Source organism: Lysinibacillus sp. BS3, assembly GCF_039614735.1.
GTDB classification, from domain to species: Bacteria; Bacillota; Bacilli; order Bacillales_A; family Planococcaceae; genus Lysinibacillus; species Lysinibacillus capsici.
This window is the reverse complement of record NZ_CP154860.1, coordinates 3,694,463-3,720,917: the sequence shown is the minus strand read 5'-3', so window position 1 is coordinate 3,720,917 and position 26,455 is coordinate 3,694,463. Positions and strand designations below refer to the sequence as shown.

24 protein-coding genes and 1 riboswitch are annotated in these 26,455 nt (G+C 37.6%); of the genes, 2 read left to right on the top strand and 22 right to left on the bottom strand.

All coding sequences use genetic code 11. From position 1 onward, the window contains the following. Positions 1 to 74 precede the first annotated feature (74 nt). From AAJG31_RS18355 to AAJG31_RS18290, 14 genes are all read right to left on the bottom strand, one after another. Complete coding sequence (locus tag AAJG31_RS18355; RefSeq protein WP_279495936.1) at positions 75 to 3,254, bottom strand: hypothetical protein; 3,180 nt, start codon at positions 3,252 to 3,254, stop codon at positions 75 to 77. After that, a complete protein-coding gene (locus tag AAJG31_RS18350) occupies positions 3,251 to 4,672 on the bottom strand; it encodes a glycosyltransferase (protein WP_279495938.1) in 1,422 nt (473 codons plus the stop codon). Before AAJG31_RS18350 ends, AAJG31_RS18355 begins: the two co-directional genes overlap by 4 nt. Then, positions 4,673 to 5,716, bottom strand: a complete 1,044-nt coding sequence (locus AAJG31_RS18345) for a HEAT repeat domain-containing protein (RefSeq protein WP_279495940.1) — start codon at positions 5,714 to 5,716, stop codon at positions 4,673 to 4,675. It lies immediately after the preceding gene. Further along, positions 5,713 to 6,585, bottom strand: coding sequence for a response regulator (locus AAJG31_RS18340; protein WP_054549458.1), 873 nt, complete (start codon positions 6,583 to 6,585; stop codon positions 5,713 to 5,715). Before AAJG31_RS18340 ends, AAJG31_RS18345 begins: the two co-directional genes overlap by 4 nt. A 202-nt stretch (positions 6,586 to 6,787) precedes the next feature. Next, positions 6,788 to 7,639, bottom strand: a complete 852-nt coding sequence (locus AAJG31_RS18335) for a MetQ/NlpA family ABC transporter substrate-binding protein (protein ID WP_066037172.1) — start codon at positions 7,637 to 7,639, stop codon at positions 6,788 to 6,790. Positions 7,640 to 7,707: 68 nt separating this feature from the next. Further along, entirely contained in the window at positions 7,708 to 8,376 is a 669-nt protein-coding gene (locus tag AAJG31_RS18330) for a methionine ABC transporter permease (RefSeq protein ID WP_004228234.1), read from the bottom strand. Then, a complete protein-coding gene (locus AAJG31_RS18325) occupies positions 8,366 to 9,394 on the bottom strand; it encodes a methionine ABC transporter ATP-binding protein (RefSeq protein WP_004228232.1) in 1,029 nt (342 codons plus the stop codon). Before AAJG31_RS18325 ends, AAJG31_RS18330 begins: the two co-directional genes overlap by 11 nt. An 82-nt stretch (positions 9,395 to 9,476) precedes the next feature. Continuing rightward, a riboswitch (SAM riboswitch) is annotated at positions 9,477 to 9,580 on the bottom strand. A gap of 56 nt (positions 9,581 to 9,636) precedes the next feature. Then, positions 9,637 to 9,948 carry a thioredoxin family protein gene (locus tag AAJG31_RS18320; protein WP_054549461.1) on the bottom strand — a complete coding sequence of 104 codons (312 nt, stop codon included), beginning with the start codon at positions 9,946 to 9,948 and terminating at the stop codon, positions 9,637 to 9,639. 14 nt (positions 9,949 to 9,962) lie between these two features. Then, the gene (locus tag AAJG31_RS18315; RefSeq protein ID WP_004228229.1) at positions 9,963 to 10,304 is read right to left on the bottom strand and encodes a hypothetical protein; all 342 of its coding nucleotides are present in this window, start codon (positions 10,302 to 10,304) and stop codon (positions 9,963 to 9,965) included. Between the two features lie 91 nt (positions 10,305 to 10,395). Next, positions 10,396 to 10,776 (bottom strand): glycine cleavage system protein GcvH, encoded by a 381-nt coding sequence (gene gcvH / locus AAJG31_RS18310; RefSeq protein WP_004228227.1) that lies wholly within the window; start codon positions 10,774 to 10,776, stop codon positions 10,396 to 10,398. Between the two features lie 81 nt (positions 10,777 to 10,857). After that, entirely contained in the window at positions 10,858 to 11,214 is a 357-nt protein-coding gene (locus AAJG31_RS18305) for an arsenate reductase family protein (RefSeq protein ID WP_004228225.1), read from the bottom strand. A gap of 184 nt (positions 11,215 to 11,398) precedes the next feature. Next, on the bottom strand, positions 11,399 to 13,183 hold the full coding sequence (locus AAJG31_RS18300; RefSeq protein WP_112116512.1) for an acyl-CoA dehydrogenase family protein: 1,785 nt from the start codon (positions 13,181 to 13,183) through the stop codon (positions 11,399 to 11,401). A 126-nt stretch (positions 13,184 to 13,309) separates the two neighbouring features. Continuing rightward, positions 13,310 to 14,482 carry an acetyl-CoA C-acetyltransferase gene (locus AAJG31_RS18295; protein WP_066037170.1) on the bottom strand — a complete coding sequence of 391 codons (1,173 nt, stop codon included), beginning with the start codon at positions 14,480 to 14,482 and terminating at the stop codon, positions 13,310 to 13,312. A gap of 49 nt (positions 14,483 to 14,531) precedes the next feature. After that, positions 14,532 to 16,916: a 3-hydroxyacyl-CoA dehydrogenase/enoyl-CoA hydratase family protein gene (locus tag AAJG31_RS18290; RefSeq protein ID WP_066037169.1), complete on the bottom strand. Its 2,385-nt coding sequence runs from the start codon at positions 16,914 to 16,916 to the stop codon at positions 14,532 to 14,534. Positions 16,917 to 17,296: 380 nt separating this feature from the next. On the opposite strand from AAJG31_RS18290, the gene AAJG31_RS18285 reads away from it, so the two are divergent. Both AAJG31_RS18285 and AAJG31_RS18280 read left to right on the top strand, forming a co-directional pair. Further along, a complete protein-coding gene (locus AAJG31_RS18285) occupies positions 17,297 to 17,611 on the top strand; it encodes a thioredoxin family protein (RefSeq protein WP_279495951.1) in 315 nt (104 codons plus the stop codon). A 59-nt stretch (positions 17,612 to 17,670) separates the two neighbouring features. Then, on the top strand, positions 17,671 to 18,174 hold the full coding sequence (locus AAJG31_RS18280) for a C39 family peptidase (RefSeq protein ID WP_054549466.1): 504 nt from the start codon (positions 17,671 to 17,673) through the stop codon (positions 18,172 to 18,174). 90 nt (positions 18,175 to 18,264) lie between these two features. Here the strand turns inward: AAJG31_RS18280 and AAJG31_RS18275 are convergent, their stop codons facing one another. The 8 genes from AAJG31_RS18275 to AAJG31_RS18240 all read right to left on the bottom strand — a co-directional run bounded on the left by AAJG31_RS18275 (position 18,265) and on the right by AAJG31_RS18240 (position 26,410). After that, positions 18,265 to 19,152 carry a 5'-3' exonuclease gene (locus AAJG31_RS18275; RefSeq protein WP_004228212.1) on the bottom strand — a complete coding sequence of 296 codons (888 nt, stop codon included), beginning with the start codon at positions 19,150 to 19,152 and terminating at the stop codon, positions 18,265 to 18,267. Positions 19,153 to 19,267: 115 nt separating this feature from the next. After that, positions 19,268 to 20,254, bottom strand: coding sequence for an agmatinase family protein (locus tag AAJG31_RS18270; RefSeq protein ID WP_254660017.1), 987 nt, complete (start codon positions 20,252 to 20,254; stop codon positions 19,268 to 19,270). A 389-nt stretch (positions 20,255 to 20,643) separates the two neighbouring features. After that, positions 20,644 to 21,636 carry a polysaccharide deacetylase family protein gene (locus AAJG31_RS18265; protein ID WP_279495956.1) on the bottom strand — a complete coding sequence of 331 codons (993 nt, stop codon included), beginning with the start codon at positions 21,634 to 21,636 and terminating at the stop codon, positions 20,644 to 20,646. Between the two features lie 4 nt (positions 21,637 to 21,640). Beyond that, positions 21,641 to 22,387: a hypothetical protein gene (locus AAJG31_RS18260; RefSeq protein WP_231595696.1), complete on the bottom strand. Its 747-nt coding sequence runs from the start codon at positions 22,385 to 22,387 to the stop codon at positions 21,641 to 21,643. After that, positions 22,368 to 24,041 carry a GNAT family N-acetyltransferase gene (locus AAJG31_RS18255; protein WP_103118739.1) on the bottom strand — a complete coding sequence of 558 codons (1,674 nt, stop codon included), beginning with the start codon at positions 24,039 to 24,041 and terminating at the stop codon, positions 22,368 to 22,370. The genes AAJG31_RS18260 and AAJG31_RS18255 overlap by 20 nt, the downstream gene beginning before the upstream one ends. 1 nt (position 24,042) lies before the next feature. Continuing rightward, positions 24,043 to 25,173: a glycosyltransferase family 4 protein gene (locus AAJG31_RS18250; protein ID WP_199768277.1), complete on the bottom strand. Its 1,131-nt coding sequence runs from the start codon at positions 25,171 to 25,173 to the stop codon at positions 24,043 to 24,045. A 10-nt stretch (positions 25,174 to 25,183) separates the two neighbouring features. Continuing rightward, the gene (locus AAJG31_RS18245) at positions 25,184 to 25,819 is read right to left on the bottom strand and encodes a sugar transferase (protein WP_048394351.1); all 636 of its coding nucleotides are present in this window, start codon (positions 25,817 to 25,819) and stop codon (positions 25,184 to 25,186) included. A gap of 141 nt (positions 25,820 to 25,960) precedes the next feature. Further along, the gene (locus AAJG31_RS18240) at positions 25,961 to 26,410 is read right to left on the bottom strand and encodes an SACOL1771 family peroxiredoxin (protein ID WP_115672950.1); all 450 of its coding nucleotides are present in this window, start codon (positions 26,408 to 26,410) and stop codon (positions 25,961 to 25,963) included. Between the last annotated feature and the right edge of the window lie 45 nt (positions 26,411 to 26,455).

Below are 26,455 nucleotides of genomic sequence, written 5' to 3'. Positions count from 1 at the left end.
GGTTGACCACCGACACTTAAGGGGATTGGTAAATAAAAAAGAACTAAGGGCAGAACAATCTACCCTTAGCTCCTTTAATATGCTTTAAATAATTTTTGTAAAATATAATAGGATTGTTTTAAGCGCTCTTCATATTTTGGTACTTGCCATGTTTCCCATGTATAAGTAGAGAGTGGTGGTAAAACACCATTAGAAGCTGCTGGCATAGATTGAACAACGTTGTTCTCTTTATCTACAAATAAAGCACCAATATAAATATTGTCTACTTTAACCGCCGCTTTATCGCCATCTTTATACAGGTTACCTATAAACTCACGCTGACTCGGATCTTTAGCTTGAATCAATAACCAAGGGATGCGAAGTTCGATAACATTGTCATCGGTCCAAGTATAATCAACTAAAGAATCATAATCTTTTGCTTCTGGATTAGCATTTCCTTGAAGTAATTTTCCTGTTTCGTAGATACTAAAATCAGTCGTTCTATTTTGCTCAGGTAAAAATAGTTGTTTATTTAACACATAGTAAATAGGGGCGAACTTTCCACTATTTTTCAAGGCATTTGCCATTCGGGGAGCAACTAAATTTAAACGGTGGCCATATAAATAATCATAGAAATCGTAGTATTCATCAATAACAACCCTAGATTGACCGTTTTTATTAAGCTCAACTATAAAATCAACACCATTGGAAAACGTCATATTTTTTATAGATGTAGCTGACGTATTTCCTTGACCTGGTACAACATCTAATAAAATGCGAGGGGAGGTATTGGCTAACTCCCCACTTTTTAATTTAATGTACAAATAGCGCTCATCATAGTCTACTGCAAAATCTGTTGGGTTGTTTGGTGCAGTATCATATAGCTGTTTACCCGTCCATTCCGTTGTCTCTCCATCTACTTTTACCTTAAGTCTATCGAAGCTTAATAATCCAAACTGTTGCTCATTTGTTTGAGCATTGGACCAAAATGGTCGACGATTCGGATCATCATAATCCATCGTATTCCACGTTCGTTTAAACCACTCATCTTGCCATGTAAAAACAAGTCCTCCCATGAGCCCCTCATGCATAATATCCTCAAATAAATGTTGAAGTGTTTCTCCCTGTGCTTGCTCTGACATTTGCCCCTGATTCCAACCATATACATTATCATGTGTTTTACCACGTGATGCTGGGATACCAAATTCCGCAATAAGAACAGGCATAGTATGAGCTTCATGGAGCTCTTTTAAATAACCTGCATAGCTATTTTTGTTCCCTCGGAAATCGACATAATTTAAATAATCTTTATCGAAATTAAAGAAGTCAGGGTAATAAGGATACACATGATAGGAAGCAAATTGTCCTGGTGCTGTCATCTCTCCTTTTGTATAAATAACATTTGGATTGACCCCTACTAAATCTTCCTCCTCTGATGGCTCTGACGGATGTTCAAGAATGTCAGTTGTGACCCAGTTCGTGAAACTCATTGGACGTAGCCAGTTATATTTTTCCTTTTCATAAACTGACACCACATCCATTTGTTCTGCTAGCCAATGCTCAAACGGAGAGGCACCCTTTGTTTCAAAAAAAGTACCGTTGTATTGACCAATATTTGCATGTTTTTCATTCGTTCCCACAACCATGTGTGGATACCATTCAATTCCTAGTACCCATCCTATAACATATTTCGATACGTCTACATCATACAAGCCAGATGCATGTCCTGGGTGAGGCTCCACATAGATATTTCCATGAATGACATCTACCATTTGTTTCATTTCTAATTGGAAATCTTCTAACGTATCTTTGTCATAGGCATCCAATGAACCTGCTAAGCCCTCTTCATTAATCCAAACTCCATGTAAAACATATAATGGTTTTTTTGGATGTTCTTCATTATATTTAGCAAGTGCTCTATAAAAGCCTGGTGGATGTAATGTATAGACTCGTATCGTATTAGCATTCATGTCTGCTATTTGTTTAAACCATCGATAATATTCCTCTTCAGTAATTGCTGCTTCTCCAGGAAAGGCGCCAGGTTTCCCCATTCCGATATTGACACCCTTAAATACGATTGGTTCCCATTTGCCATCTCTTAGCACCTCAAAAGATTGTCCCTGAATCCTTGCATTATAGTTTAATTTCTCATGATTTACAGTATCCTGAACCTCTTTGTGCTCAAATGAATCAAATATTTTATGCATTACTGGGATGTAAATGGACCAATAAAACGAACTGTCCGCATACTTCTCAGCATATTTATAGATTGTAGGTAACCCTTTTATTTTATAAATATTCGGTACCCGTGCGATATCATTAAAATCTCCCGCAAAATAATAACTAGATGTGTAGCTTTTATCTTGGCCTACAATTGCTGCAAATTGTTCTGGAATGCCATTATCCTTTAACAGCTCTGTTCCTTTTTTTGTTAAATCCCATTTATAATTTGCAAGAGCATCTTCAGCATATTTAGGTGTAATAATATCAAACCAATAATCGTATTGCGCCCTTGCAGATGAATGAAAGAATTTTTTCCCATTTTCAGTAAACTGCACTTGAATACCTTCAGATTTAACATGCTTGTTCATTTCTAGAACAAGTAGCTCCTCAGTTATTTCGTTAAATAGTAAAAAGCCTCCACCTTTATATGACCAATTATCGCCATGTTCATCGATCACCCATTGCGGTATTTCTAAATTTTTATGATAATCAAGCTCATCGAAATAACGCCCGATCCAGCCAGACCATGTGATTCCTAAATAATCCTGTAATTCTTTACGAACTTCCCCTGATGTTGGTGAAGCAAACGTGTTATACTCAGCTATTAACATGCTCTTTTTTTTGCTGGCTAAGCGTTCGACGATTGCCTGCCATTCTTTTTGTTCAAGTCCCCCAACAATTTTTTCAGAACGTTCACCTAAACGTTTTGTTTGTTGTAAATCATCTTTATAAACTCCGTACGTATCTGCCAAATAAATGACATCATAGTCACTATAATCATTTGGCAAATTCTTTTCTACAACACTTTTAGTTTCATCATTTGGGACCGTACCATAATAATCGCGTTCTACGTCATAAGGTTCATTATTTAATCTATATTTATAATGGTTTAAAAACCAATTCACCCCTAAGTGCTCTCGGTAAGACTCATTCGGAACAGTTTTATCTATAATGGCCACATTAAGCTGTTTTTCATCTTCTAAGTACCACCATGTAATAGGGATTATCATGAGGACTAGTACGACCATAACCCCTATATAGATTCGTTTCATACACTTTTCTCCTTTTCAGCAATGCCGACACGTTTCATATTACCCCAGTCACTTTTTCTTAAGACAAAACGAAGTAATCCCTCACAGCGCCAGAATAATGTTAGTGGGCGATACCAAAAAATTTCTGTAAACGCTAAAAGAATCATGCGTAACAACTCTCTTTTTTTCGGATACGTATTCATACTCCATGATTCAAACAATACTGCCGCTATTGAAAAAATAACACCATAAATAACGAATAGTAGTAGCAGCATGAGTGCAACCTCATAATAAATTTTCCCTAAGAAAAAGGCTATGACAATATAAATATATCCTCCTAACTCGACAAGAGGCCCTAGACATTCCACTAGCCAAAAATACGGGAACGAAAGAAATCCAATCATTCCATATCTAGGATTCAAGGTCATTTTTTTATGCTTCCATAGACTTTCAAATAACCCTTGATGCCACCTTCTTCGTTGATTGCGTAGTACTCCTAATGTTTGAGGTGCTTCCGTCCAGCAAACTGGGTCAGGTACAAATTCAATACGCTTATTTTCTTTTTTTTCTTTTATAAGTCGATGGATATTCACCACCAGTTCCATATCTTCCCCAATAATATTGGTTGAATATCCACCTGCTTCAACAGCCCATTTTTTAGAGAAGACACTAAATGCTCCTGAAATAATAAGGACTAAATTGAATTTACTTAACGCTATTCTCCCCATTAAAAATGCCCGCAAATATTCGATTACTTGCATGATTACTAGGTAATTACTAGGTAATTGAGTTTCATAAATAGAGCCAAACTGCATCTTCGCGCCATTTGCAATACGTATATTACCACCTGCTGCAATGACCTCACCATCAGATAAAATGATAGGCTTCATCACCCGCAGCAAGGATTTTTCATCTAAAATGGAGTCACCATCAATGGAGCAAAAATACGGATATTGAGATACATTAATACCCACATTTAGCGCATCAGCCTTACCACCATTTTCTTTATCTACTAAAATACAATTTTTATAGATTTCAGATTCATATATTTGTTTAATGTCTTTTGTAGGGATGTTAGTTCGAACAATTTTATTGATTGGCTTCATTTGAAAATGTTCGATGACCGTTTGAAAGGTTTGATCTGTAGATCCATCGTTAATAATGATAATTTCAGTTTGAGGATAACGTAAATTCAATAATGAATATACTGTATCTACAACTCCTACTTCTTCATTGTAAGCAGGAACAAGTAACGATACCGGTTTTGAATAAAAGGCATCGATATGTGCATCATCATACTCTGATAGATCGAGACGATAGCGTTTTCTTAAATCCAGCAAAGCAATGATGAACATTGTACAATATGAAACAATAACGAACAGCATATAAAATAAAATAATGCCCCCAAAAAACATCATGCAATAATCAATTATTTTCATTTACTTCCCCTCTTTTCTCGCTGCAATTTCTTGGGCCATTTCAATTGCATATTGATCATTTGAGGATTCAATGAATTGCTGTAATTTGGCAATACCATGTCGATCTTCTACAATCGTTTTTGCCGCTTGGGAACGTACCCACCAATTCTCATCTTGAAGAAGCTGCTCTAAATAACTATAAGTGTAAGTAAGCGGTACATGCTTAAAAATTTTGGCAACCATTAATCTGGCTTCCCACATTTCAGAAGTCACAAAAGGGACAAAGGAATCCATCTCATCAATAATTCCTATTTCATATAGCCCTTTTAATGCTCTGATGTTAATTTCCGGTGTATCATGGTGTAATAATTTTTTTAATTCATCCAAATACTCCATATTTCTTTTTACAGCAGCAGTATCAATAACAGCAAATTGCATTTTGGCCGACAAACTATTAAAATCATGGAAAAATCGAATAAATACATTATCATCTAATAATATAAATAGTCTTCTATATTCACTTTCAGCGTAATTTACATTGGAATTTTTTATTTTCTCCATAAATAAATCTGGTTGGAAAAGCGAGTATATTTTCAATAACTGGAAATGTTCTTCATCTGTAATGTTATTTTTTTCGAATTCTTGGCACTTCGTTAGCAATTCATCTATTTGTAAGTCTGCAATTCGATAGAGGGCATTCATTCGAATACTCCATCGTTTACTGGATAAATCTTTTTCGTAGAATGCTTTTAAATATTGATTGGAGAATTGTTTAATTTTTAGTTCCACCTGTTCATTCCTTATATTCTTTAAATAGGATGAAAAAATTTTTTCAATAGCTTCTACTTGGGCGCTTCCTCTAGGTACCAATACGATACTAAATAATGCGTTATTGAATAAGTAATCATACCAAAATTGAGAATAATTTTGTAAATAACGGTCACGAACTTTTTCAAAATAGCTTTCACGCTGTCGCTGAACAAGTAAATACATAAAAAAGATAAAGAGCACAACTAATAAAAAGGAAATTATTGCTAAAATTGTCGAAACAGTCAGCTTGATCATTGCCAAAACCTCGCAAACGTTCTTTTAATTTTGGCTTCTAGCAAACGTAAATTAAATGGTTTGACAATATATTCATCAACACCGCCCTCATAAGCATTAAGCGCTGCCCCTTCAGAATTGCGTTCTGACATCATATAAATAATAAATTTCTTTTCATTTGGCATATGTCGTAAGATATGCAATATTTCTAAGCCATTTTTCAGCGGTAAAATATCATTCATAAGAATTAGATGCATATGCCCTGATTTATAATCATCCGATTGCAAAAAGCTATAGCCATCCTCATAAACCTTTACATCTAAAGAAAAATAAGGGATATTTATTTGCTTAAGCGTTGACTCTAATACTTGTCTAAAAATGGCGTTTTGCTCAATAATACTAACTTTCACTAATTCAGTTGGTTGCTCACAGTAATCCTTTACCTCTGCTATACTCCATGTTAATTGCTCATCCCCTGATAACATCTGTTTATTTTTATTTAACAGCTCTTCAAAAATAACGTTATTATTTCTTATTTCTGTTATAGAGGCCTTTAATGCAATCTGTTGGAACTTCCGTTCTGCTTTTAAGATGGCAAATATTCGTTTTAAAAACGCCCTAGCTTCTACATCACTACTTTGTAAAAAGAAGATGCCCCAATGATCCCCGTCGGATAATTGAAAAAGCAAGTCTGTCTTGCGTATTTTTGATTGTAAAAACGAGGTAACTTGATCATTCACATTTTCATTCAGTTGTGTAGCATTAGCTGTTTTTAAAAAGACTGCTGTTATAGTAAGGCGTGATCTAATAACACTTTCTCGCCATATTTTAAAGTAGCGCTCTACTTCATGTTCTTGCATGATGTCATGGGTGAATTTTATATCATTCATTAGAATCACTCCATCTAGTTTTTTCTTATTATTACTTTCTATCATTTATTTCGTAGATTAACAACATTACTATAGTAATAAATGTGACTAAACAATAAATAGACGTCATAAAAAATACATAGTTTCTCATCAATTTAACTACAAATAAAAAAGAGTACATAAGTCGTTAAACTTATGTACCCTTTTATAAAATTTTTAATTCTTATTTTACCGGTACTACTGCACCTTTCCACTCTTCTAAAATGAAGTCTTGGATTTCTTTAGATGTTAATACTTCTAATAATTTTTTAATTTCAGGTTTTGATTCATCACCTGCACGTACAGCGATGATGTTAACATATGGAGATTCTTTATCTTCAAGAGAAATAGCATCTTCAATTGGGTTTAAACCGTTATCGATGGCAAAGTTAGAATTGATAAGTACTGCATCGCCTTCATCGTTTTCGTACATTTGTACAAGCATTTCTGGGGCAGTATTTGCATCGAATTTAAAGTTTTTAGGATTTTCTTCAATATCCTTTAATTCTGCTGCTGTTTTATCAATGCCTTCTTTTAATTTGATTAAGCCTTTAGCCTCTAACAATGACAGCATACGACCATGGTCAGATACTGAGTTAGAAAGTAAAATTGTTGCGCCTTCAGGCAGGTCTTCTAACGTTTTATATTTTTTAGAGTAAATACCGATTGGTTCAATATGAACGCCACCTGCATTAACGAAATCATAGCCATTGTCTTTAATTTGTAGCTCTAAGTAAGGAATGTGCTGGAAATAGTTTGCATCAAGTGTTTTTGAGTCTAAATCTTGGTTTGGTAGAACATAATCTGTATACGTTTCAATTTTAAGGTCTATGCCTTCTTTAGCTAAGATCGGTTTTGCTTTTTCTAAAATAACTGCGTGTGGTGTATTAGAAGCACCTACTTTTAATATTACGTTTTCTTTGCTATCTGTTTGATCGCCAGATGCTGATTTTTCATCTTCTTTTTTATCTGTACCGCAAGCTGCTAATGCTAGTACAAGTATTGATAAAAATAATCCTGCTAATAACTTTTTCATTTATGACACTCCCTTTTATTTGTTTAAAATATGTTAGCGGTAAAAACCGGAATAACCTCATTTTCGTGCTAGCGTTTATCAATTTTCTCGGTAATTAAATCACCAATCCATTGAATAATAAATACGACTACTAAGATCAAAATAGTTGCCATTAATGTCACATCTTGGCGATTTCGCTGGAAGCCGTCTAAGAAAGCTAAGTTACCAAGACCACCTGCACCAATAATTCCTGCCATCGCTGTATATCCTACAAGAGCAACAGCCGTTACAGTGATACCAGAAATCAAAGCTGGTAATGATTCCGGAACCAATACTTTCCAAATAATCGTAGAAGTTTTTGCTCCCATTGAACGGGCTGCTTCAATCACACCTTTATCAATTTCACGTAACGCAATTAATACCATACGAGCATAAAACGGTGCTGCACCGATAATTAAAGCAGGTAACGCCGCATTGGCACCGCGAATTGTACCTAGTAAAAACTTCGTAAATGGAATTAATAAAATAATTAATACGATAAATGGAATGGAACGGAAAATATTAACGAGTGATCCTGTTAAAAAGTTAACGATTTTATTTGCCCATAACTGATTGGGGCTAGTTAGAAATAGAACAATACCAATGACTAACCCAAGAATAAATGTCACAACCGTTGATATAGCTGTCATGTATAAAGTTTCATAGGTAGCTTGCCACATATTTTCCCAGTCTACATTCGGAAAGAGATTAGTTAGCATTTTCAATCACCTCCGTCTGTACTTCCACTGTATTTAAATAACGAAGGGCTTCAGTGACGTTTGTCTGAGAGCCATCAATTTGCACAATCAATGTACCATATGCACCATTTTTTGTTTGCGAAATATTTCCGTGAACAATACTTACTTCTACATCAAATTGTTTCACAAGATGTGAGATGACAGGCTGTTCTGTTTTTTCACCAACAAAAATCAATTTGACAAGTTGTCCAGTTGGATAGTTTGTTTTAATTTGTGCTACCGTATCCTGTGTTTCCTTAGTGTCTGTAATTTGAGATACAAACTTCTTAGTAATAGCCGCCTGTGGGGCTTGGAAGACTTGTAATACCTCACCACGTTCCACAATTTCGCCTGCCTCCATCACCGCTACACGATGACAAATTTTGCGGATGACATGCATTTCGTGGGTAATCAGGACGATTGTTAAGCCTAAGCGTTCATTTATATCTACGAGTAAATCAAGAATGGCATCCGTTGTTTCAGGGTCGAGTGCGGATGTCGCCTCATCACATAGTAAAACCTCTGGATTATTCGCTAATGCACGTGCAATTCCTACACGCTGCTTTTGTCCCCCAGAAAGCTGGGATGGATATGCCTTATCGCGCCCTTCTAAGCCTACAAGGGCAATTAATTCCTTCACACGCGCTTCACGTTGAGCCTTTGGGAAGCCTGCGATTTCTAAAGGGAATGCAATATTTTCGGCAACTGTTCTTGACCAAAGTAAATTAAAATGCTGGAAAATCATACTTACCTTTTGTCTAGCTGCTCTAAGCTTTTGCCCTTTTATCGATGAAAATTCTTGATTGTTCACCGTTACTGTTCCTGCTGTCGGTTTCTCTAAACCGTTTAATAAACGAATCATGGTACTTTTACCAGCACCACTATAGCCGATAATGCCAAAAATTTCACCTTTATTAATAGTAAGGTTGACGTCTTTGACTGCCGTTAATTCGCCATTTGCTGTTTTGTATTTCTTTGTAATATTTTGAAGCTGGATCATAGCGAATACTCCTTTTCTCATATAGAAAACCCCTTCACTCACAGACAAGTAGAAGGGGTCACGTATGATACGTTAAACCGTTCTCTCATCTTTCAAAGAAAAATCTTTGGGTGATTTGGCACCTTTTCACATTGTGATGGTTGCCGGGCTTCATAGGGCACTTCCCTCCGCCACTCTTCATAAGAGTTCGATATATTTAATGTTTTAGTAATATATTTGATACTTTACCACGCTAGTAAAGTTCAGTCAATTGATTTTTTTAACAATTCATATAAAAATGGTACGGATTGAAAAGCATAAATCTTTTCTGTCACTTTTCCGCCATCACTGATGAGTAGACATGGAACACTTTCAATTTGATGCTCATAAGCTATGTGTTCCAAAAAGTTGATATTTGCTTTACCAATTTGTAGCTGTGGCAGTAATTGCTCAATAATGGACATCATTTTAGATGCCACTGCACACGTTCCACACATCGGTGTATATAAATAAAATGCAGTTTTCTCTCCCGACTGTTTAGCCGCTTCCCACTGCTCTATTGACCATTCTTCCATTTACTCACGCAACCTTACAAAATATATTCATTATGGATTGAAAAATGTGCACGCAGTAAGATCATTGCTAGCACTTTTCTTGGTGTCGTTTCTACTTCCTTGTATGTTGGCATTGTGCGCAGATGCTCAGCCTCTGGATAATGTCTGTCCATTAATGCACGTAGCTTATCACCAGAAGTATCTGCATCAAAAAAAGTAAATAGCTCACAGCCCTCATAGGGATCCAGTAGTTCTTCTAATTGATGCACACCAATTGTACCATTCGTACATAGTATTGTAACATTCTCATTCAAAATAGGCTCAATTTGTAGCTTATCTGAGCGCCCTTCTACTATCAAGCATTTTCCCTCGAACATTACGCCACCTCCATTTAGAGATCCCCACTTATAAGTCATTATATAACAAAAAACGCCGGTAGTTTCCGACGTTTTTCGATTATGGCTTGTCTTATTCAGCGATCATTTCTTCGTATTGCTCTGCTGTCATTAGTTTCTCAACTTCTGATGCGTCAGCAGGCTCAACAACGATCATCCATGCTTTTTCATATGGTGATTCATTAACGAATTCTGGGCTATCTTCTAAATCTGCATTTACTTCAACTACAGTACCTGAGATTGGTGCATATAATTCAGAAACAGTTTTTACTGATTCTACGCTACCGAATGGATCATCTGTTTTGATTTCGTCGCCAACTTGTGGAAGCTCAACGAATACGATATCTCCTAATTCAGATTGTGCGAAGTGAGTAATACCAATACGTACTTTTCCATCTTCTACTTTTACCCATTCATGTTCTTCAGAGTATCGTAAGTCTTTAGGTGTGCTCATGCAAAAAACCCCTCCATAAATATGTAATATATTCACTTTCAGTGTGCCATACTTCTCCTATAAATACAAGGTTTAATACGGTTATTTCCAAGCTTGCTCAAAATCTACTTCTTTAAAACCTAAAGTAACTTTTTTTCCATCTGTCACGATGGGACGTTTAATTAACATGCCATCTGAAGCAAGTAGCTCAAGCTGCTCATCCTCCGTCATTTCCGCTAACTTGTCCTTTAAGCCAAGCTCACGATATTTCATGCCTGAGGTATTAAAAAATTTCTTCAAAGGCTGTCCACTAGCTTGCCAAATAGCTGTTAATTCTTCTTTAGTGGGAGGTTGCTCTGCGATATGTACCTCTTCATAGGAAACCTCATGCTCATTTAACCACTTCTGTGCCTTTTTACATGTTGTACATTTCGGATAATGGAAAAATTGAATCGTCATTACAATGCTCCTCTTCTGTCTTTTTCTGTAGTATACCATCATAGTTGTTTTCAATGGTGAACTTCACTCTTTTTTGTAAGTTTATCCACCAGTTGTGCAAATTTATCCGCTCCTTTTACGATTATCCATCTCATATAAAAAAACCTAGCTATCTTTTGCAGATAGCTAGGTTAAATTTGCACTATTATACAATATATTTTTCAGCATCAATTAATTTAACGGAAGCCTCACGCTTCTTCGCAATTAAATTGTATGGATTATTACGCGTTAGCTTACGCAGTGCAGATAATGTCATACGGGCTGCATCGCCATCCGCTGAAGCAAGAATTGTGTCTTTTGCTTCTTTTTCGATTTCTGCGAATGCTTCTTGGCAGAAAATTTGTGTGTATAGCAATTTTTGATGTGCTTTTTCAGCACCGTCACGAGCAATTGCTTTTTCTGTACGTAAGACAGCTGATTCCATTGCAAATAATTGGTTAGCTATATTCGCAATGTTTACCAATACTTCTTGCTCTTGATCAAGTTTTGCACCAAAGCGTTGTGCTGCTAATCCTGCAGCTAATACAGCAATCTTCTTGGCATTTTTCACTAAATATTTTTCTTGTGCTAACGGCTCTGTACCGATTTCCTCTGGCATTAGCATAAGCAGCTCTTGCTGTAAATTTTGAGCAACTTGTAATAATGGCAGCTCACCTTTTAGCGCCTTTTTCATAAATGTACCAGGTACAATCATGCGGTTAATTTCGTTTGTACCTTCAAAAATTCGATTAATACGAGAATCACGGTAAATACGCTCTACCTCATATTCAGCCATAAAGCCATAACCGCCATGAAGTTGTACTGCTTCATCTGCAATATAGTCTAATGTTTCTGAACCGAATACTTTGGCAATAGAGCATTCAATAGCATATTCAGCAATCGCACCTGCAATCACTTTTCCTTGCTTTTGCTCTTCTAGGCTTAATTGGCTTAAGCGATCCTCAAATAGACCCACAGTACGATAGTTTAATGATTCTGAAGCATACAATTGAGAAGCCATCGTTGATAATTTCTCTTTTGTCAGATTGAAATCAGAAAGCTTTGTCTTAAACTGCTGACGTTGGTTTGTATACTGAATAGCTAACTCCAATGCACGTTTCGATCCGCCAATTGTGCCCACGCCTAGTTTATAACGACCAATGTTTAAAATATTGAACGCAATGATATGACCACGACCAATTTCGCCTAATAGATTTTCTACAGGTACTTCCGCATCTTCCAATACCAATGTACGAGTTGATGATGATTTAATCCCCATTTTCTTTTCTTCAGGACCAACTGAAACACCATTGTAGGCACGTTCTACGATAAAGGCAGAGAATTTATCGCCATCAATTTTTGCGTAGACCACAAATACATCAGCAAAGCCTGCATTCGTAATCCACTGTTTTTCACCATTTAAAATATAATGTGTGCCAGCTTCATTTAATTTTGCAGTCGTTTTTGCACCTAGAGCATCTGAACCTGAACCTGGCTCTGTTAATGCATAGGCAGCGATTAATTCACCTGAAGCAAGCTTAGGTAAATATTTTCTCTTTTGATCTTCATTACCGAATAGAACAATTGGTAATGACCCAATACCAACGTGGGCACCATGTGTGATTGAGAAACCACCTGCAACAGACATTTTTTCAGCGATTAAAGCTGAAGAAACTTTGTCTAATCCTAACCCTTCGTATTCTTCAGGCACATCTGCTCCAAGTAAGCCTAATTCGCCTGCACTTTTTAGGAGACGCACTGAATGCTCAAATTCATGGTGCTCTAAATTTTCCACTACTGGTAAAACTTCATTTGTAACGTATTCCTCTGTTGTTTTAGCAATCATTTTATGCTCGTCAGTGAAATCTTCCGGTGTAAATACACGATCTAATTCCACATCTTCAATAAGAAATCCGCCACCTTTAATGAAATCAGTTGTTTTTTCAGTCATGATTAATTCCTCCCAATATATCTTTTTGTTAGTTGATTCCCCTAATGATCATGTATAGAAAAGCTTGACGTATACAATGTTCGGAGGCAACCGTAAACAGTACACCTCAAGCTGATCTAGCAAAAATTATAGAATTTCAAATACGCCAGCAGCACCCATGCCGCCACCAATACACATTGTCACTACGCCATATTTCTTCCCTTGACGCTTCAATTCATGAATTAGCTTTAATGTTAAAATAGCTCCCGTTGCGCCTAGTGGATGACCTAATGCAATCGCTCCACCATTGACATTGACTTTCTCTTGGTCGATGCCTAAATGACGTACCACCTGTAATGACTGTGAAGCAAATGCTTCATTGATTTCCCATACATCAATATCTTCGATGGATAAACCTGCAATTTCCAACGCTTTTGGCACTGCCACGATAGGCCCGATACCCATTACTTCAGGAGGTACACCGCCAACTGCAAAGCCTAGGAATTTTGCCATTGGTGTCAGTCCTTGCTTATCAGCCTCTTCACGATCCATTACTAGTACAGCTGCTGCACCATCAGAAGTTTGAGAGGCATTGCCCGCCGTTACACTGCCTTTTACGTGGAAAGCTGGACGTAGTTTGGCTAAACCTTCAACTGATGTACCTGGACGTACACCTTCATCCATACTGAATGTGAATTTTTTCACTTGTGGTTTATTGTTATCGTCTACGTAATGCTGTTCCACTTCAATTGGTACAATTTCATCATTGAATTTACCTTCTTTAATTGCCTTTTCAGCAAGCTCATGCGAGCGAACAGCAAAAGCATCTTGGTCTTCACGACTAACATTATATTGACGAGCTACTTCCTCAGCTGTATGCCCCATGCCCATATAATACTGTGGAGCCGTTTCTGCTAAAGTCGGATTTAAACGTGGTGTATTCCCTACCATCGGCACCATGCTCATGGATTCTACACCACCAGCAAGAATAGCCTTTGAGTGTCCTAGCATAATTCGCTCTGCTGCATAAGCAATTGCCTGTAAACCTGATGAGCAAAATCTATTGATTGTCAGAGCAGGCGTTGTATCTGGTAATCCAGCTAGTGCCCCAATACTACGTGCTACATTCATTCCTTGCTCTGCTTCTGGCATTGCACAGCCTAAAATTAAATCATCAATTGGCCCTTCATAGCCTGCTCTTTTCAATGTTTCTTTGACTACAACAGCACCAAAATCATCTGGTCTTACTGTTGCTAAAGAACCTTTTTTTGCTTTTCCAATTGGAGTTCGTGCTCCTGCTACAATAACGGCTTCACGCATCGTATTAATCCCCCTTTGTTTCATGTGCAAGATTGATCTATTTCGTCAATTAGTTACGAAGTGGTTTACCTTTTAACAGCATGTGTTGCATTCTCTGCTGTGATAGCGGATCAGCAACAAGACTAAGGAATGCCTCACGCTCTAAGTTCAATAAATATTGCTCATCGACTAATGTGCCGTACGGAACCTTTCCACCTGCAATAACATAAGCTAATTTTTTAGCAATTTTTAAATCATGTTCGCTAATAAAGCCTGACTCAAACATCCCTTGCGCACCGATGAGTAATGTACCATAGCCTGATGCACCGACCACTGGCACTTTTGTTGGTACAGGTGGTTGATAGCCCGCTTCGTAAAGTGCTAATGCAACCTGCTTCGCATCATACAATTGATGATCTGGATTAACTGAAATACCATCCGCAAAGTTTAGGAAATTATTTTCACGTGCTTCCTCACCAGATGTTGAAACCTTCGCCATCGCAATTGTTTCAAATACTTTATTAGCAATATGTTGATAGTCTACCTCTACGCCGTTTGGTAAGCCCTTTAGGAATTTCTGATAGAGCGCTTTATTTCCGCCACCACCTGGGATTAATCCAACCCCTACTTCCACTAAGCCCATATATGTTTCCATTGTTGCTTGAATATGTGCAGCTGGTAAGCAAACCTCTGCTCCTCCGCCTAATGTCATGGCAAACGGTGCTGCTACAACAGGCTTACGTGAATATTTAATTTTCTGCATAGCATCTTGGAATGCTTTAATGACGAAATCTAGCTCAAATATATTATCATCCTGTGCTTCTACCAAAATCATTCCTAGATTTGCCCCAACACAGAAGTTTTTCCCCTGATTACCGATGACTAAGCCCTTATAGTTAGCCTCTACTTCATCTACCGCAAAGTTAATCATTTGAATAATATCCAAGCCGATTGCATTGGATTGCGAATGGAACTCCAGTAATGCAATTCCATCCCCTAAATCTATTAAACTAGCACCTGTGTTTGATTTAATCACACCATGCTTTTTCTTATAACGTTTTAAATTAATCTCTTTTTCATTGACTGGCACTTTCACATATTGTGAACCATTATAGTAAGCTAAATCTCCGTCTAATTCTGTATAGAATGTCTCCACGCCATTTGCTAACATCTCTTTGACAAAAGCAGGTACCTCTCGGCCCTCAGCCTCCATTTTCGCCACAGAGTCTTTTACGCCTATAGCATCCCAAATCTCAAATGGCCCTTGTTGCCAGCCGAATCCCCATTTCATCGCGTTATCAATGGCTACGATATCATCTGCAATCTCCCCATGTAGCTGTGCAGAATAAAGGAGCGTTGGTGCAAAAATCCCCCATAATAGCTCGCCTGTACGATCCTTTGCATAGGTTAACGCCTTCACTTTATTAGCCAATCCACGAGTTTGTTTTGCCATTTCAATAGAAGGTGTTTTTAATTTTTTGGCTGGACTATACGTTAAGGTTGCTGGATCAATCTCATGTATCTCTTTTCCTTGTTTTAAGAAGAAACCTTGACCTGATTTTGCTCCTAGCCAACCGTTTGTGACCATTTTTTGTAAAAATTCAGGTACTGCAAATACTTGCTGCTCCTCACCTGTTGTTTGATCGTAAACATTTTTCGCTACATGAATGAATGTATCTAAACCAACTACATCTAGCGTACGGAAAGTTGCAGACTTTGGACGGCCGATAAGCGGACCTGTTACAGAGTCTACCTCACCAACAGAGTAACCACCTTTTAACATTTCCTGTAAAGTGATAAGTAAACCATATGTTCCGATGCGGTTGGCAATAAAGTTTGGTGTATCTTTTGCAAGTACAACTCCTTTACCAAGCACATCTTCCCCAAACGTTTTCATGAAGCTAACTACTTCAGGTGCAGTTGTATTGGCAGGAATCACTTCTAATAATTTTAAATAGCGAGGTGGGTTGAAAAAATGTGTGCCAAGAAAATGCTTTTGAAAATCATCTGAACGTCCCTCTGCCATCGCATTAATGCTAATACCAGATGTATTTGAACTAATGATTGTTCCTGGTGAACGAACCGCATCAATTTTTTCATAAAGACTTTGTTTAATTGGTAAATTTTCTACAACAACCTCAATAATCCAATCTACATCTTTTAGTTTCCCTAGATCGTCTTCAAAGTTGCCAACTGATAATAGTGATAAATTTTTCTTAGAAGTAAGTGGTGCTGGCTTTTGCTTTAATAACTTTTGCAAAGCTCCGTTTACAATACGATTTCTAACAGCTGGATGCTCTAAAGAAAGGCCTTTTGCTTCTTCCTCTTGCGTCAGTTCCTTCGGTGCTATATCCAATAGTAATGTTGGTATACCGATATTTGCTAAATGTGCTGCAATTCCAGAGCCCATCACCCCAGAACCTAGAACAGCTGCTTTTTTAATGTTGTAAGTCACAAGCAATTCCCCCTTATTCTCCCATTGAATGAATAGCCATTCATTTTTTGGCCAAAAAAATATCAAGTGTTCCTTAGTGAATTTTTTGTCCTTTTGTTGAATGAGATTCCCTCCACTCAACCAAGCACGACTAAGGTTTATCTTCGCTCCAAAATGACACTTCTTAATGAATGAAGATAAAACTACTTTTCTGTTTTTAGTGTAGATTATTTTGTCTAATTTAGCAATCTTTTTTCAAGAATTATTTTTGCAGTATACATCTTTTTTTGTTTTTAACGAGCTAAAAGAGGACAAGAAGTAGCGATTGAAACGGCCAAACAGAAAACTTTCAGATTGCGAGAAAAATGTGTAGAATGGAAAGCAAGGAGAGTGAATACTTAATGAAAACTATTACTACTGCAGAACAATTTAACGAATTAATCGCTGGCGACCAAAAAGTTTTAGTGAAATTTTATGCTGGCTGGTGCCCTGATTGCACACGTATGAATATGTTCATCGATCCAATCATTGAAGAGTACAACCAATATGATTGGTATGAGCTAAACCGAGACGAGCTCCCAGAAATCGCTGATAAGTACGATGTTATGGGAATTCCAAGTCTATTGATTTTCCAAAATGGTGAAAAACTTGCACACTTACATAGTGCAAATGCAAAAACACCTCAGCAAGTAACAGAATTTTTATCTGCTCAATAATAATGGCGAGAGAGCTGCATTTCTTCTTGAAATGCAGCTCTTTTTGAAAGGAGTTTATTATGCGTCAACAATTGGCACTACGGGGGGCTTCACAATATGAGATTTCCATTGCACCAAGCTATCGCAATTCTGCCTGTGGACCTACTACGATTCATGTCATCTTAAAATTTTTAAATGAGTCAGCTCCTTCAATTAATGAGCTATATAAACTGCTTGGTGGTACAAAAATTGGCTTATTCAAATGGAGACTGATTCACAATCTTCGTCAATTGCTTCCAACTTGGGATATTCGAACATGTTCATTAAAGGAAGCTCTACAGGAAATTGACGCAGGTCGACCAGTTGCTATGCGTTTTGATCGCTATTTTAGCCTTCAGTGGCGTGATAAAAAATCAACCTTTGCTTATCATTGGGTACCGCTTATAGGCTATGAGATAAAAAATGATGAGCTATGGCTAATATTCCATGATAATGGTGGTCCACAACGTGATAGCCAAATTCGTCAGGCTCTCTATAAAGACAACGAAAAGGTATTATCCTTCGTGAAAATGGTTCCTTACTAGAGCAAATATCGATTAGCCTTCTTTTTGCTCTCTATTCTTTTCCTTACAATAAAAAAAGCAGAGCATATGACTATACTCTGCGATGATTGATTAAATAAGCGAATACAAAGAACGGGCGTGCTTGGCAATTAGTGTGTAGCCACGCTCTTCTATTGCTTTAAAAATATGTGGTTCGTAAGTTGGTAACACAAGGCTTGTAAAATCAGCGTCAATTGGTACATTGGTTTGAATCGTTGCAAGTTCATGTGATAGCTGCAACATATCTAAATTATCTTGAATTTTTGTTCTTTGACCTGGCTTCAATTCACCGAGTGATGCCAGTATTTTGTCTATTGAGCCATATGTTTGAATAAGCGTTAACGCTTGTTTTGGGCCAATCCCTTTCACACCTGGATAGCCATCACTTGAATCACCCATAAAGGCTTTCACCTGTGCAAACTGTGAAGGTTCAATACAATATTCTTCTTTAAAGCGAGCATGCGTATAAATATCGTATTCTGTATAGCCCTTTTTCATAAACGCAATTTCTGTAGATGGCCTTAAAAGCTGAAGTAAATCCTTATCACCACTAATGACCGTAATGTCTGCCTCGTCCTGCCATTTCGTTATCATGGAGCCAATTAAATCATCTGCCTCCATGCCCTTCACCCCGAAATTTTGCCAACCCATTTGCTGCGATAAATTTTTCGCCATATCAAATTGTGGTAGCATTTCCTCTGGAGGTGCTGGGCGATTCGCTTTATAGCCATCAAATAAATCATTGCGGAATGTATGTGCGCCCATATCCCAGCAAACAGCCATATGTGTTGGCTTCATAATAGTTTGTGCTGTTAGAACATGTCGCACAAATCCTTGGGCCCCATTCGTAGGTGTTCCATCTGCCAAGCGAATAAAATGCCCCATGGCAGCCGAAGCGAAAAAAGAACGGAATAACAGTGCCATACCGTCGACAATCAATAATCTTGGTTTTGTTGTCATCATAAATTTCCTCTCTATTACAATACAAAGTTTGTATTTATTTATTGTTTTCTATTTAAACATTATAGCAAACTTTTAAAAATCAGCATTGTTAATACTCGGAAATACACTTGCTTTACAACATAACCTTTCCTTTTTTCGAGATACGATTGCGATGATCTAGTTGAATGCCTGTCAACCATTGTAAAAATGCAGTTACACCGATTTTAACAGTTTCTGGACGTAGTATACCTTCTTTAGGATCAGCATAAACAAAATCAATATGACGAACACCCTCATTTTCGCCAATAAGCTTGAGGATATCGAATAACTCATAAGCCGTTAAACCACCAGGTGAAGCTGCAGGAACATCACAGGCAAATACAATATCAAGTGCATCTAAATCCACAGACACATAAATGCGATCTACTTCATACATAAGCTGACGCAGCATTTCACGTATTGTGAGTTGAATACCATCACGCCGCATTTGCTTTAACGTAATCATATGAATGCCTTGTTCTTTAGCATAATGAATCATTTCGGGTGAATTGAAAAAGCCATGCAAACCGACATTATAGACATGTCTCCCCTCCACAACCCCTGCTGCAATTAACTGATGAATTGGAGAATCTTGTGCTAAACCAATTTCCTCTTGGTTTCTTGCATCTAAATGCGTGTCAATCTGAATGATGCCAATGCGATCCTGTGGGAAGGCATTTTTTATACCTTTTATGGAGTGCGCTGTAATAGTATGATCTCCCCCAATCAAACAAGTAAAACTTCTTTGAAAGGCTATACTTAAATTTTCTGCAGCAGCCTCGATGGCAGATTCCGAAAGCATTCGATCATATTCTAGAATCGCCACATCCCCAATATCCACAACTGAAAGGGCACGTAAATTCACCTGCTCATCTAAATTATATGATTGAAAACCTGGCCAAGCCTTACGAAAGGCTGTTGGGTATTGCGCTTTTGACGACGCACCATTGGTATATGATAAAAGCGCTCCATATACGACAATATCCACCTCATTCGGATTCGGATTTGTTTGCTGCTTTATCCACTGATGCATAGCTGATCCATTCTCCTGCTTCCATTGGCATTCTGATTGTATAAACATATTCATCTACCACCTTCTTCTCTTTTCCATTCAAGTTCAATTGACCTAAATCAATTGGTGCTCCCCTGTAAATGTCCTAACATATTTTCTTTATAGTAATAGTACCATTCGTACAATGATTTTCGTCAAAGTTTTTCTTTTTTTCTCTTATATTGAAAATATTCTTTTGATAAACAAAAAAAGCAAACTTGAAATCAGTTTGCTTAGAAATTACATGTTTCTTTTGTTAGGAGATTGTGGCTGTTCTCAACTTTTTGAGTGTTGTTCACCTACCTTGAGCGCTTTGACACTCTTAATAAATGACTTTCTCTCGTTTACAAGCACTTTAATTACTCTTCAGAGAGCAAACCTCTTTTTACCAACTCTTCGTACAGAGAGCTCTTCCATTATTACTTCTGCTGTTTCGAAAGGCTATCGCAAAGTTCCGCTACCTCATACATAGAATAGCTTTGAAAATTATATTGATTACGCAGTTCTTGATGATAACTTAATAGTTCTTCTAGCATCGCCAAATTCTTATCAATATGCTTGCCAAAATTATGAGGATGCCACCATAAATGATAAAAGGCTTGTGCCTGTGCAGCCTTGAGCATGCCTTCCTTTATTCGCTTTACTTTTAAATTTTCGAATATACGCAATGGACTACAGTATGGCCTTAAAAAAGCACTTGATCGAATATTAATCAGTTGCTCCTCTTGCATTTCTTCCAGGGTGGCTATATGATGACCAGTTATATTCCAATAGCTATCTATCCACTTCTTAGCACCTAAAAGTCTTCCCTTTTTCGTAAACTTTTGTGCGTCATATAGCTCATGATTTTCGGTGCCTCTATAGCAAACATATCCCTCTTCTAAACAAGCTGTAAAATAGTCTTTGTTTATTTGATTACGAGGAAAGACAATCGATTTCATAGGCGCAGTATAGCCGTCACTGATTGTTTTGGTTGCATGTAAATCCGCACAAAAGGCAGCTTTCGTTTGGCCCTTCTCCAAGCAATAAAAATGAGAAAAGGTATGACTTCCTATTTCCTGATGTGGTGTACGTTTAATTTCCTCAATTAATGATTTACCAAAATGCAGGAGATCTTCTTGTTCATTTTCGCCAACTTTTGCTAGCTGTGTATGTGCTGCAAAGCGCATATTTTCATATTTCACAGGGATACCTCGCAAATAATGAGCCATTTCTGCCTTTGATTCAGCAAACAATAATCCAACTGTAGCCCAAGTTGCATGGATGTCATATTGCTCAAATAACGCTAGTATCCTGGGCAAGGCTTTACGGACACCATATAGGTTTTTATTGTATTGGCCATAACGAAATACGTCATGGACACCCCAATTCAGCTCAAAATCTAATGAAATAACGAGACCCCCACCATTCATGTTGCTACTTCCTCCATTTTTGCACACCTAGTAAAAGTGCACGTATTTTTGATTGGATAATGTAGCCTGAGTAAACATGAACAACCTGGCCACCAAAGCTTAATTTAAAGGCTCGTACATTTCGATTGTCCGTTAATTCTCCCATATCATATAAGACAAAACCTTGCTCCTTTAGGTGTAGCAGGTTATGCCAAATTAAAAACCGATTTGCATAACGGAAAGGACGTTTTAATTGTGCAGGCAATGCGGTTGCATGACATGTTGCCTCGAAATAAGACATCGCTTTTTTCTCATGCACAATATCTAATCGATAACATAATGTCTGTCCACAAAAACTCTGGATCTCCGATAATAATAAGGCACCCTGTTCATTGAGGAGCAGAATGGTTTCCATTTGCGACTTGCCGATTGCTTCAATTTTTTTTCTTTTGGCAAATTGATTGTAAAATTGCTGAAAGGCTTTCAAATTTTCTATGGATGGCTCTTTATACAAAATGACTTGATAGGATTCTTTTTGGGCACGTCGTAAGATTTTACGATTACCTTCAGACAGTGCTAAATACAATGAAAGCTCATGCTCTTGCAAATAAATGTGAATCGTTTCGCTTTTTACAAGCTTCCGACTTGGTACTAATGAATGCGTATAGCCTACAACTTTCATAGACTTTCGAAAATTGGCTGGCTTTTCGAGAAAATAAAAATGCTGCATTGCGATATTCCATCGCTTACTTTTAATGGACAGAATGTACATCGCCCCCACTCTCTGTATATTTTTCTACACGGTGTCGCTCAAAACGAGCAAGTTTATAATGTTTCATTCGAGAAATAGGTTTATAGCCTAGTTGTACTAAGCGCTTGCGCTTGCGCCATTGCCAAAAACTTACCGATACCCACAATGTTTGTGCTGGTTTTATTTTCCGTAAAAAAGCTGTAATAATGTCGATTTGTTTGAAAACATCATAGGCTAAAAAATAGGTTTGCTTCGGTAAGGCTTCTACAATTTGCATTGAATCCACTCGCCAGTTTGTGGCATGTAATGCAAACGCCAGCTTATTCGTTTCCGCAAAGGAGTCTTTATAAATCGTATAGCCCTTATAAAGGAGGGCCATGACTTCTTCCTGATCAAGTTGCATCGCTTCCTGAATCGACATTTCTTCAAATAAGTTTCCGACAGGTTGCTGTGGTGATACGTCATCTGATGGGGATAATTCATACAGCTCCACTTGTTTCAAACGAATAAATTTTTCTACGAATTGTTGTCCATATTCTAGCCAATCTTTTACCTTTCCATACTTTACTAAATATCGTAAATGGCCCAGTGTGTTACGCTTCCAATCTACGACTCGTTGGTTCCCTTTCATAAATTCTTTGAGCCTTTGCTTTAACGATAAAAAACCTGCCAGTAGATTTGTACGTTTCGTACCGCTGCTAGCAAGCATCTGTCTTGTAAAATCAATGTCTGAGCGCCAATCAAATTTATAAGACTCATAGCCTATGCTCATATCATATAAGCGATAGTTAGCAGTAAACGTTCGCTGGATGGCTTCCTGAGTGACTATCCGACCAGCACCAAATAAATTAAAAGTTGGCTCATGTGCAAGGGCATAGGTTACATAGCGGCCACGACAGCATAATCCATAAGTAAAAGCAATCCACTGGTTTTCAAAGACAAGTGCATCGACCTCTACCTGTAACGCCTCACCTTTAAGCATCGTTAAACGCTCAAAAAAATCTCTTTTCTTGCCTTTTGTAAAGCCACTTGTATCTAGTTTTTTTGCCCATCGTCGATCAAATAACCGAAACATTTGCCAAAGCTCGTCCTGTGAAGCCTCACGTCTTTCTAAGGAGCCTAAATTTCTTAGTTTTCGTTCTCGTCGATCAACGCCATGCATTTTTCGACGTTGATTGAAATGGCGCTGAAAATCAATTTCTGAAAAAGCAAGATAGGGTGTCACAACTCGGAACAGGCTTGTACGTAATTGTCTTTCTACAAAGTATTGCTCTAAGATCTTAGTAGACACCTTGCTTTCTAATAACCCATGCAAGGAAAAAAGAATATGTCGATGCTTTTTAATGAGCTCATCAAACACAAAGGTTGTAACTTGCTGTAACCATTCCTTTTTAGCCACAACCCCTGTATAATTGGCGATGTTTTCTCCCGCAAAAGCATACACCCTTACCCCCCAACGAATAGACACTGTAAAAGGAAAAAAGGCCCTAATTGTCCCCTCATGTTCAATGGCGTAAAGCTCTACACGCTCTTTCCGTCCTACAATTTGCCACCAATTATAAAACCAAGCAAATTCTATAAATGGATTATCATTGTTCTCTTCTTCTAAAATGGCATCCCAAATTTCCTTGTACCACATAAGCTCATCATCAGTTCTAATGCGAATTAATTGCAATTTAATCCCCTTTCTTCACTAGTTCTGAAACAGCCTGTTGATAAACCATTAATGTTTTTTGATACATGGGGATGAAGGTGAAGTACTGTAAATAACGCTGCTCACTTGCCGTCCCCATTTCCCCTCTTAAAGGAGCATCCATTAATAATTGATGCAGCCTCTTCTTCAATAATTCATTATTCTCTCGCTCCACTAAAAACCCATTGTCACGATCAATAATAAGCTCTTTCACACCACCTACATTTGTTGCAATAATAGGAAGTCCTACACGCATCGCTTCAATAATCGAAATCGGCAAGCCTTCCCAATCTGATAACAGAACAAATAGGTGGCCTTTCTCAAGATAAGAATGAACGTCTAATTGATTACCTAAAAATGTTACACGATTGGATAATCGATTTTGTTCAACGAAATGTTCTAGAGCTGGACGCAGAGAACCATCTCCAATCAATTGAAGGTGCCAAGGGATATCTGTCAGTTCCGCTAAAGTCTTTAACAGGACATCTTGTCTTTTAGGCACTTCAAAACGAGCAACCATGACAATGACTGGCTGCTCCATGCATATCTTTTCAGTTGTCTTATTTCTCTCGATAGGGTCAATGCCGTTGTGAATAGTCAGCAATTTATGAGCAGGAGCGACCTTTTTCATTAGTGCTAGTTCCCGATCATATTCAGACACTGTAATAATTTTTGTCGTAAATGGCTGAATTGATCTTTCCATCCGTTGATAGAATAGCTTTTTCTTGTAAGGAACACCTTCTGTAAAGCTCCAGCTATGTGCCGTAAAAATAGTTGGAATTTGTAACAACCTACCAACTATGCGACCAATCACACCAGCCTTAGAGGAGTGGGTGGCTATAACGTCTGGTTGTAGATGTTTGAAAACGGCTCTTAATTGCCAAAATGCTTGAAAATCTTTCGCTAGATGAATAGCCCGTTGAAGAGCAGATATACTGATAACAGGGATTTTATGCTCTTGTAAGTGCCACAGTGATGGTTGATAGGAGCCCGTCACTACTGTGACATCATGCCCATCCTGTTTTAAGTGGATAGCAAGTGCCTCCACATGTTTTTGCGCACCTCCAACTTTATCCATTCGTGTAATAAGCTGAACGATCTTCAGTATGGCCACTCCTTATTTTTTAATAAGCACCTGTTCGTGCAACAACAACATAAATTGTCTTCAACAAAATTTGGACATCCAACCAAAAGGAATAATGATCAACGTATTCAATGTCATATGATATTTTTTGTCCATGTGAAATATTCGACCTACCATTAATTTGAGCGAGGCCTGTTAATCCTGGCTTTACCTCCAAACGCCGAGCCTGTAAGGAATTATATGCATTCGTGATCGTTGGTACTTCAGGACGTGGACCTACAATGCTCATATCACCTTTTAACACATTTAAAAGTTGTGGAATTTCATCAATACTGAGTTTTCGAAGAATAGCGCCCACTTTTGTGATGCGTGTATCTTGCTCTGTTTTAAAATAATAATCATCAGGGATACCATCAGCACAAATAGTCGGCATATTGACTGGAACTGCCTGAATACACATTGTTCGTAGCTTCCAAATCACAAAGCGGTGATGATCGAGGCCAGTTCGGATTTGTTTAAAAAAAATGGGGCGACCTGTCGTTATGAGTAAAATGAGGAATATAGCTAGCATTAGAGGAATTGTTATAAAAAGCAAAAATAATGCCCCAATAATATCGAATATTCTTTTGCCGTACTGACCATAGAATGTGAGATTCTGAGCTGTCTGAACGTGCAATACATCATCCTTTGCATTTTTTTAGCACTTAACTCTATATATTCATTTTGAACATTTCTAGAACTATTTTAGAAAAAGTGCTTATTTTATGAAAAAAAGAGTTATATCAGCGTTACTTGCTGAATAACTCTTGCTGTCTTATTATATGCTTGCTTCAAAAATTTGAACATCACATTCAATTACAACATTACCTTTTAATGCTTTACTGATCATACATGTTTGTTCAGCCTTGTGTGCTAAGCGTAGAAGTCTTTTTTCAAGATGTTCTGTTCGCTCTTGCACAATAATAGTCGGTTTATGGACAATTTTTTCATACGTAAAAATGCCATTTTCTACACTAACAAATCCATGGGCCTGCATGGATAATTCCAGTACATCTATTTCTGACCTTTCGAATAAAGCAGCTAGTGTAATTAAATAACAGGTTGCAGCTGCCCCTAAAAGCATTTCATCTGGATTTGTACCAATGCCAGGTCCATTCATTTCCCGAGGAATAGAAATTTGTGTTTGCAAATTACTAGCTTGGATATTTCCTGTACCGTTTCTTCCTTCTGACCAAGTTAAGTCCATTGTAAATTTATGCTGAACCATTCTAGATCCTCCTTTATTTGTAAAGCGAAGAAAAATGCCCGCTTA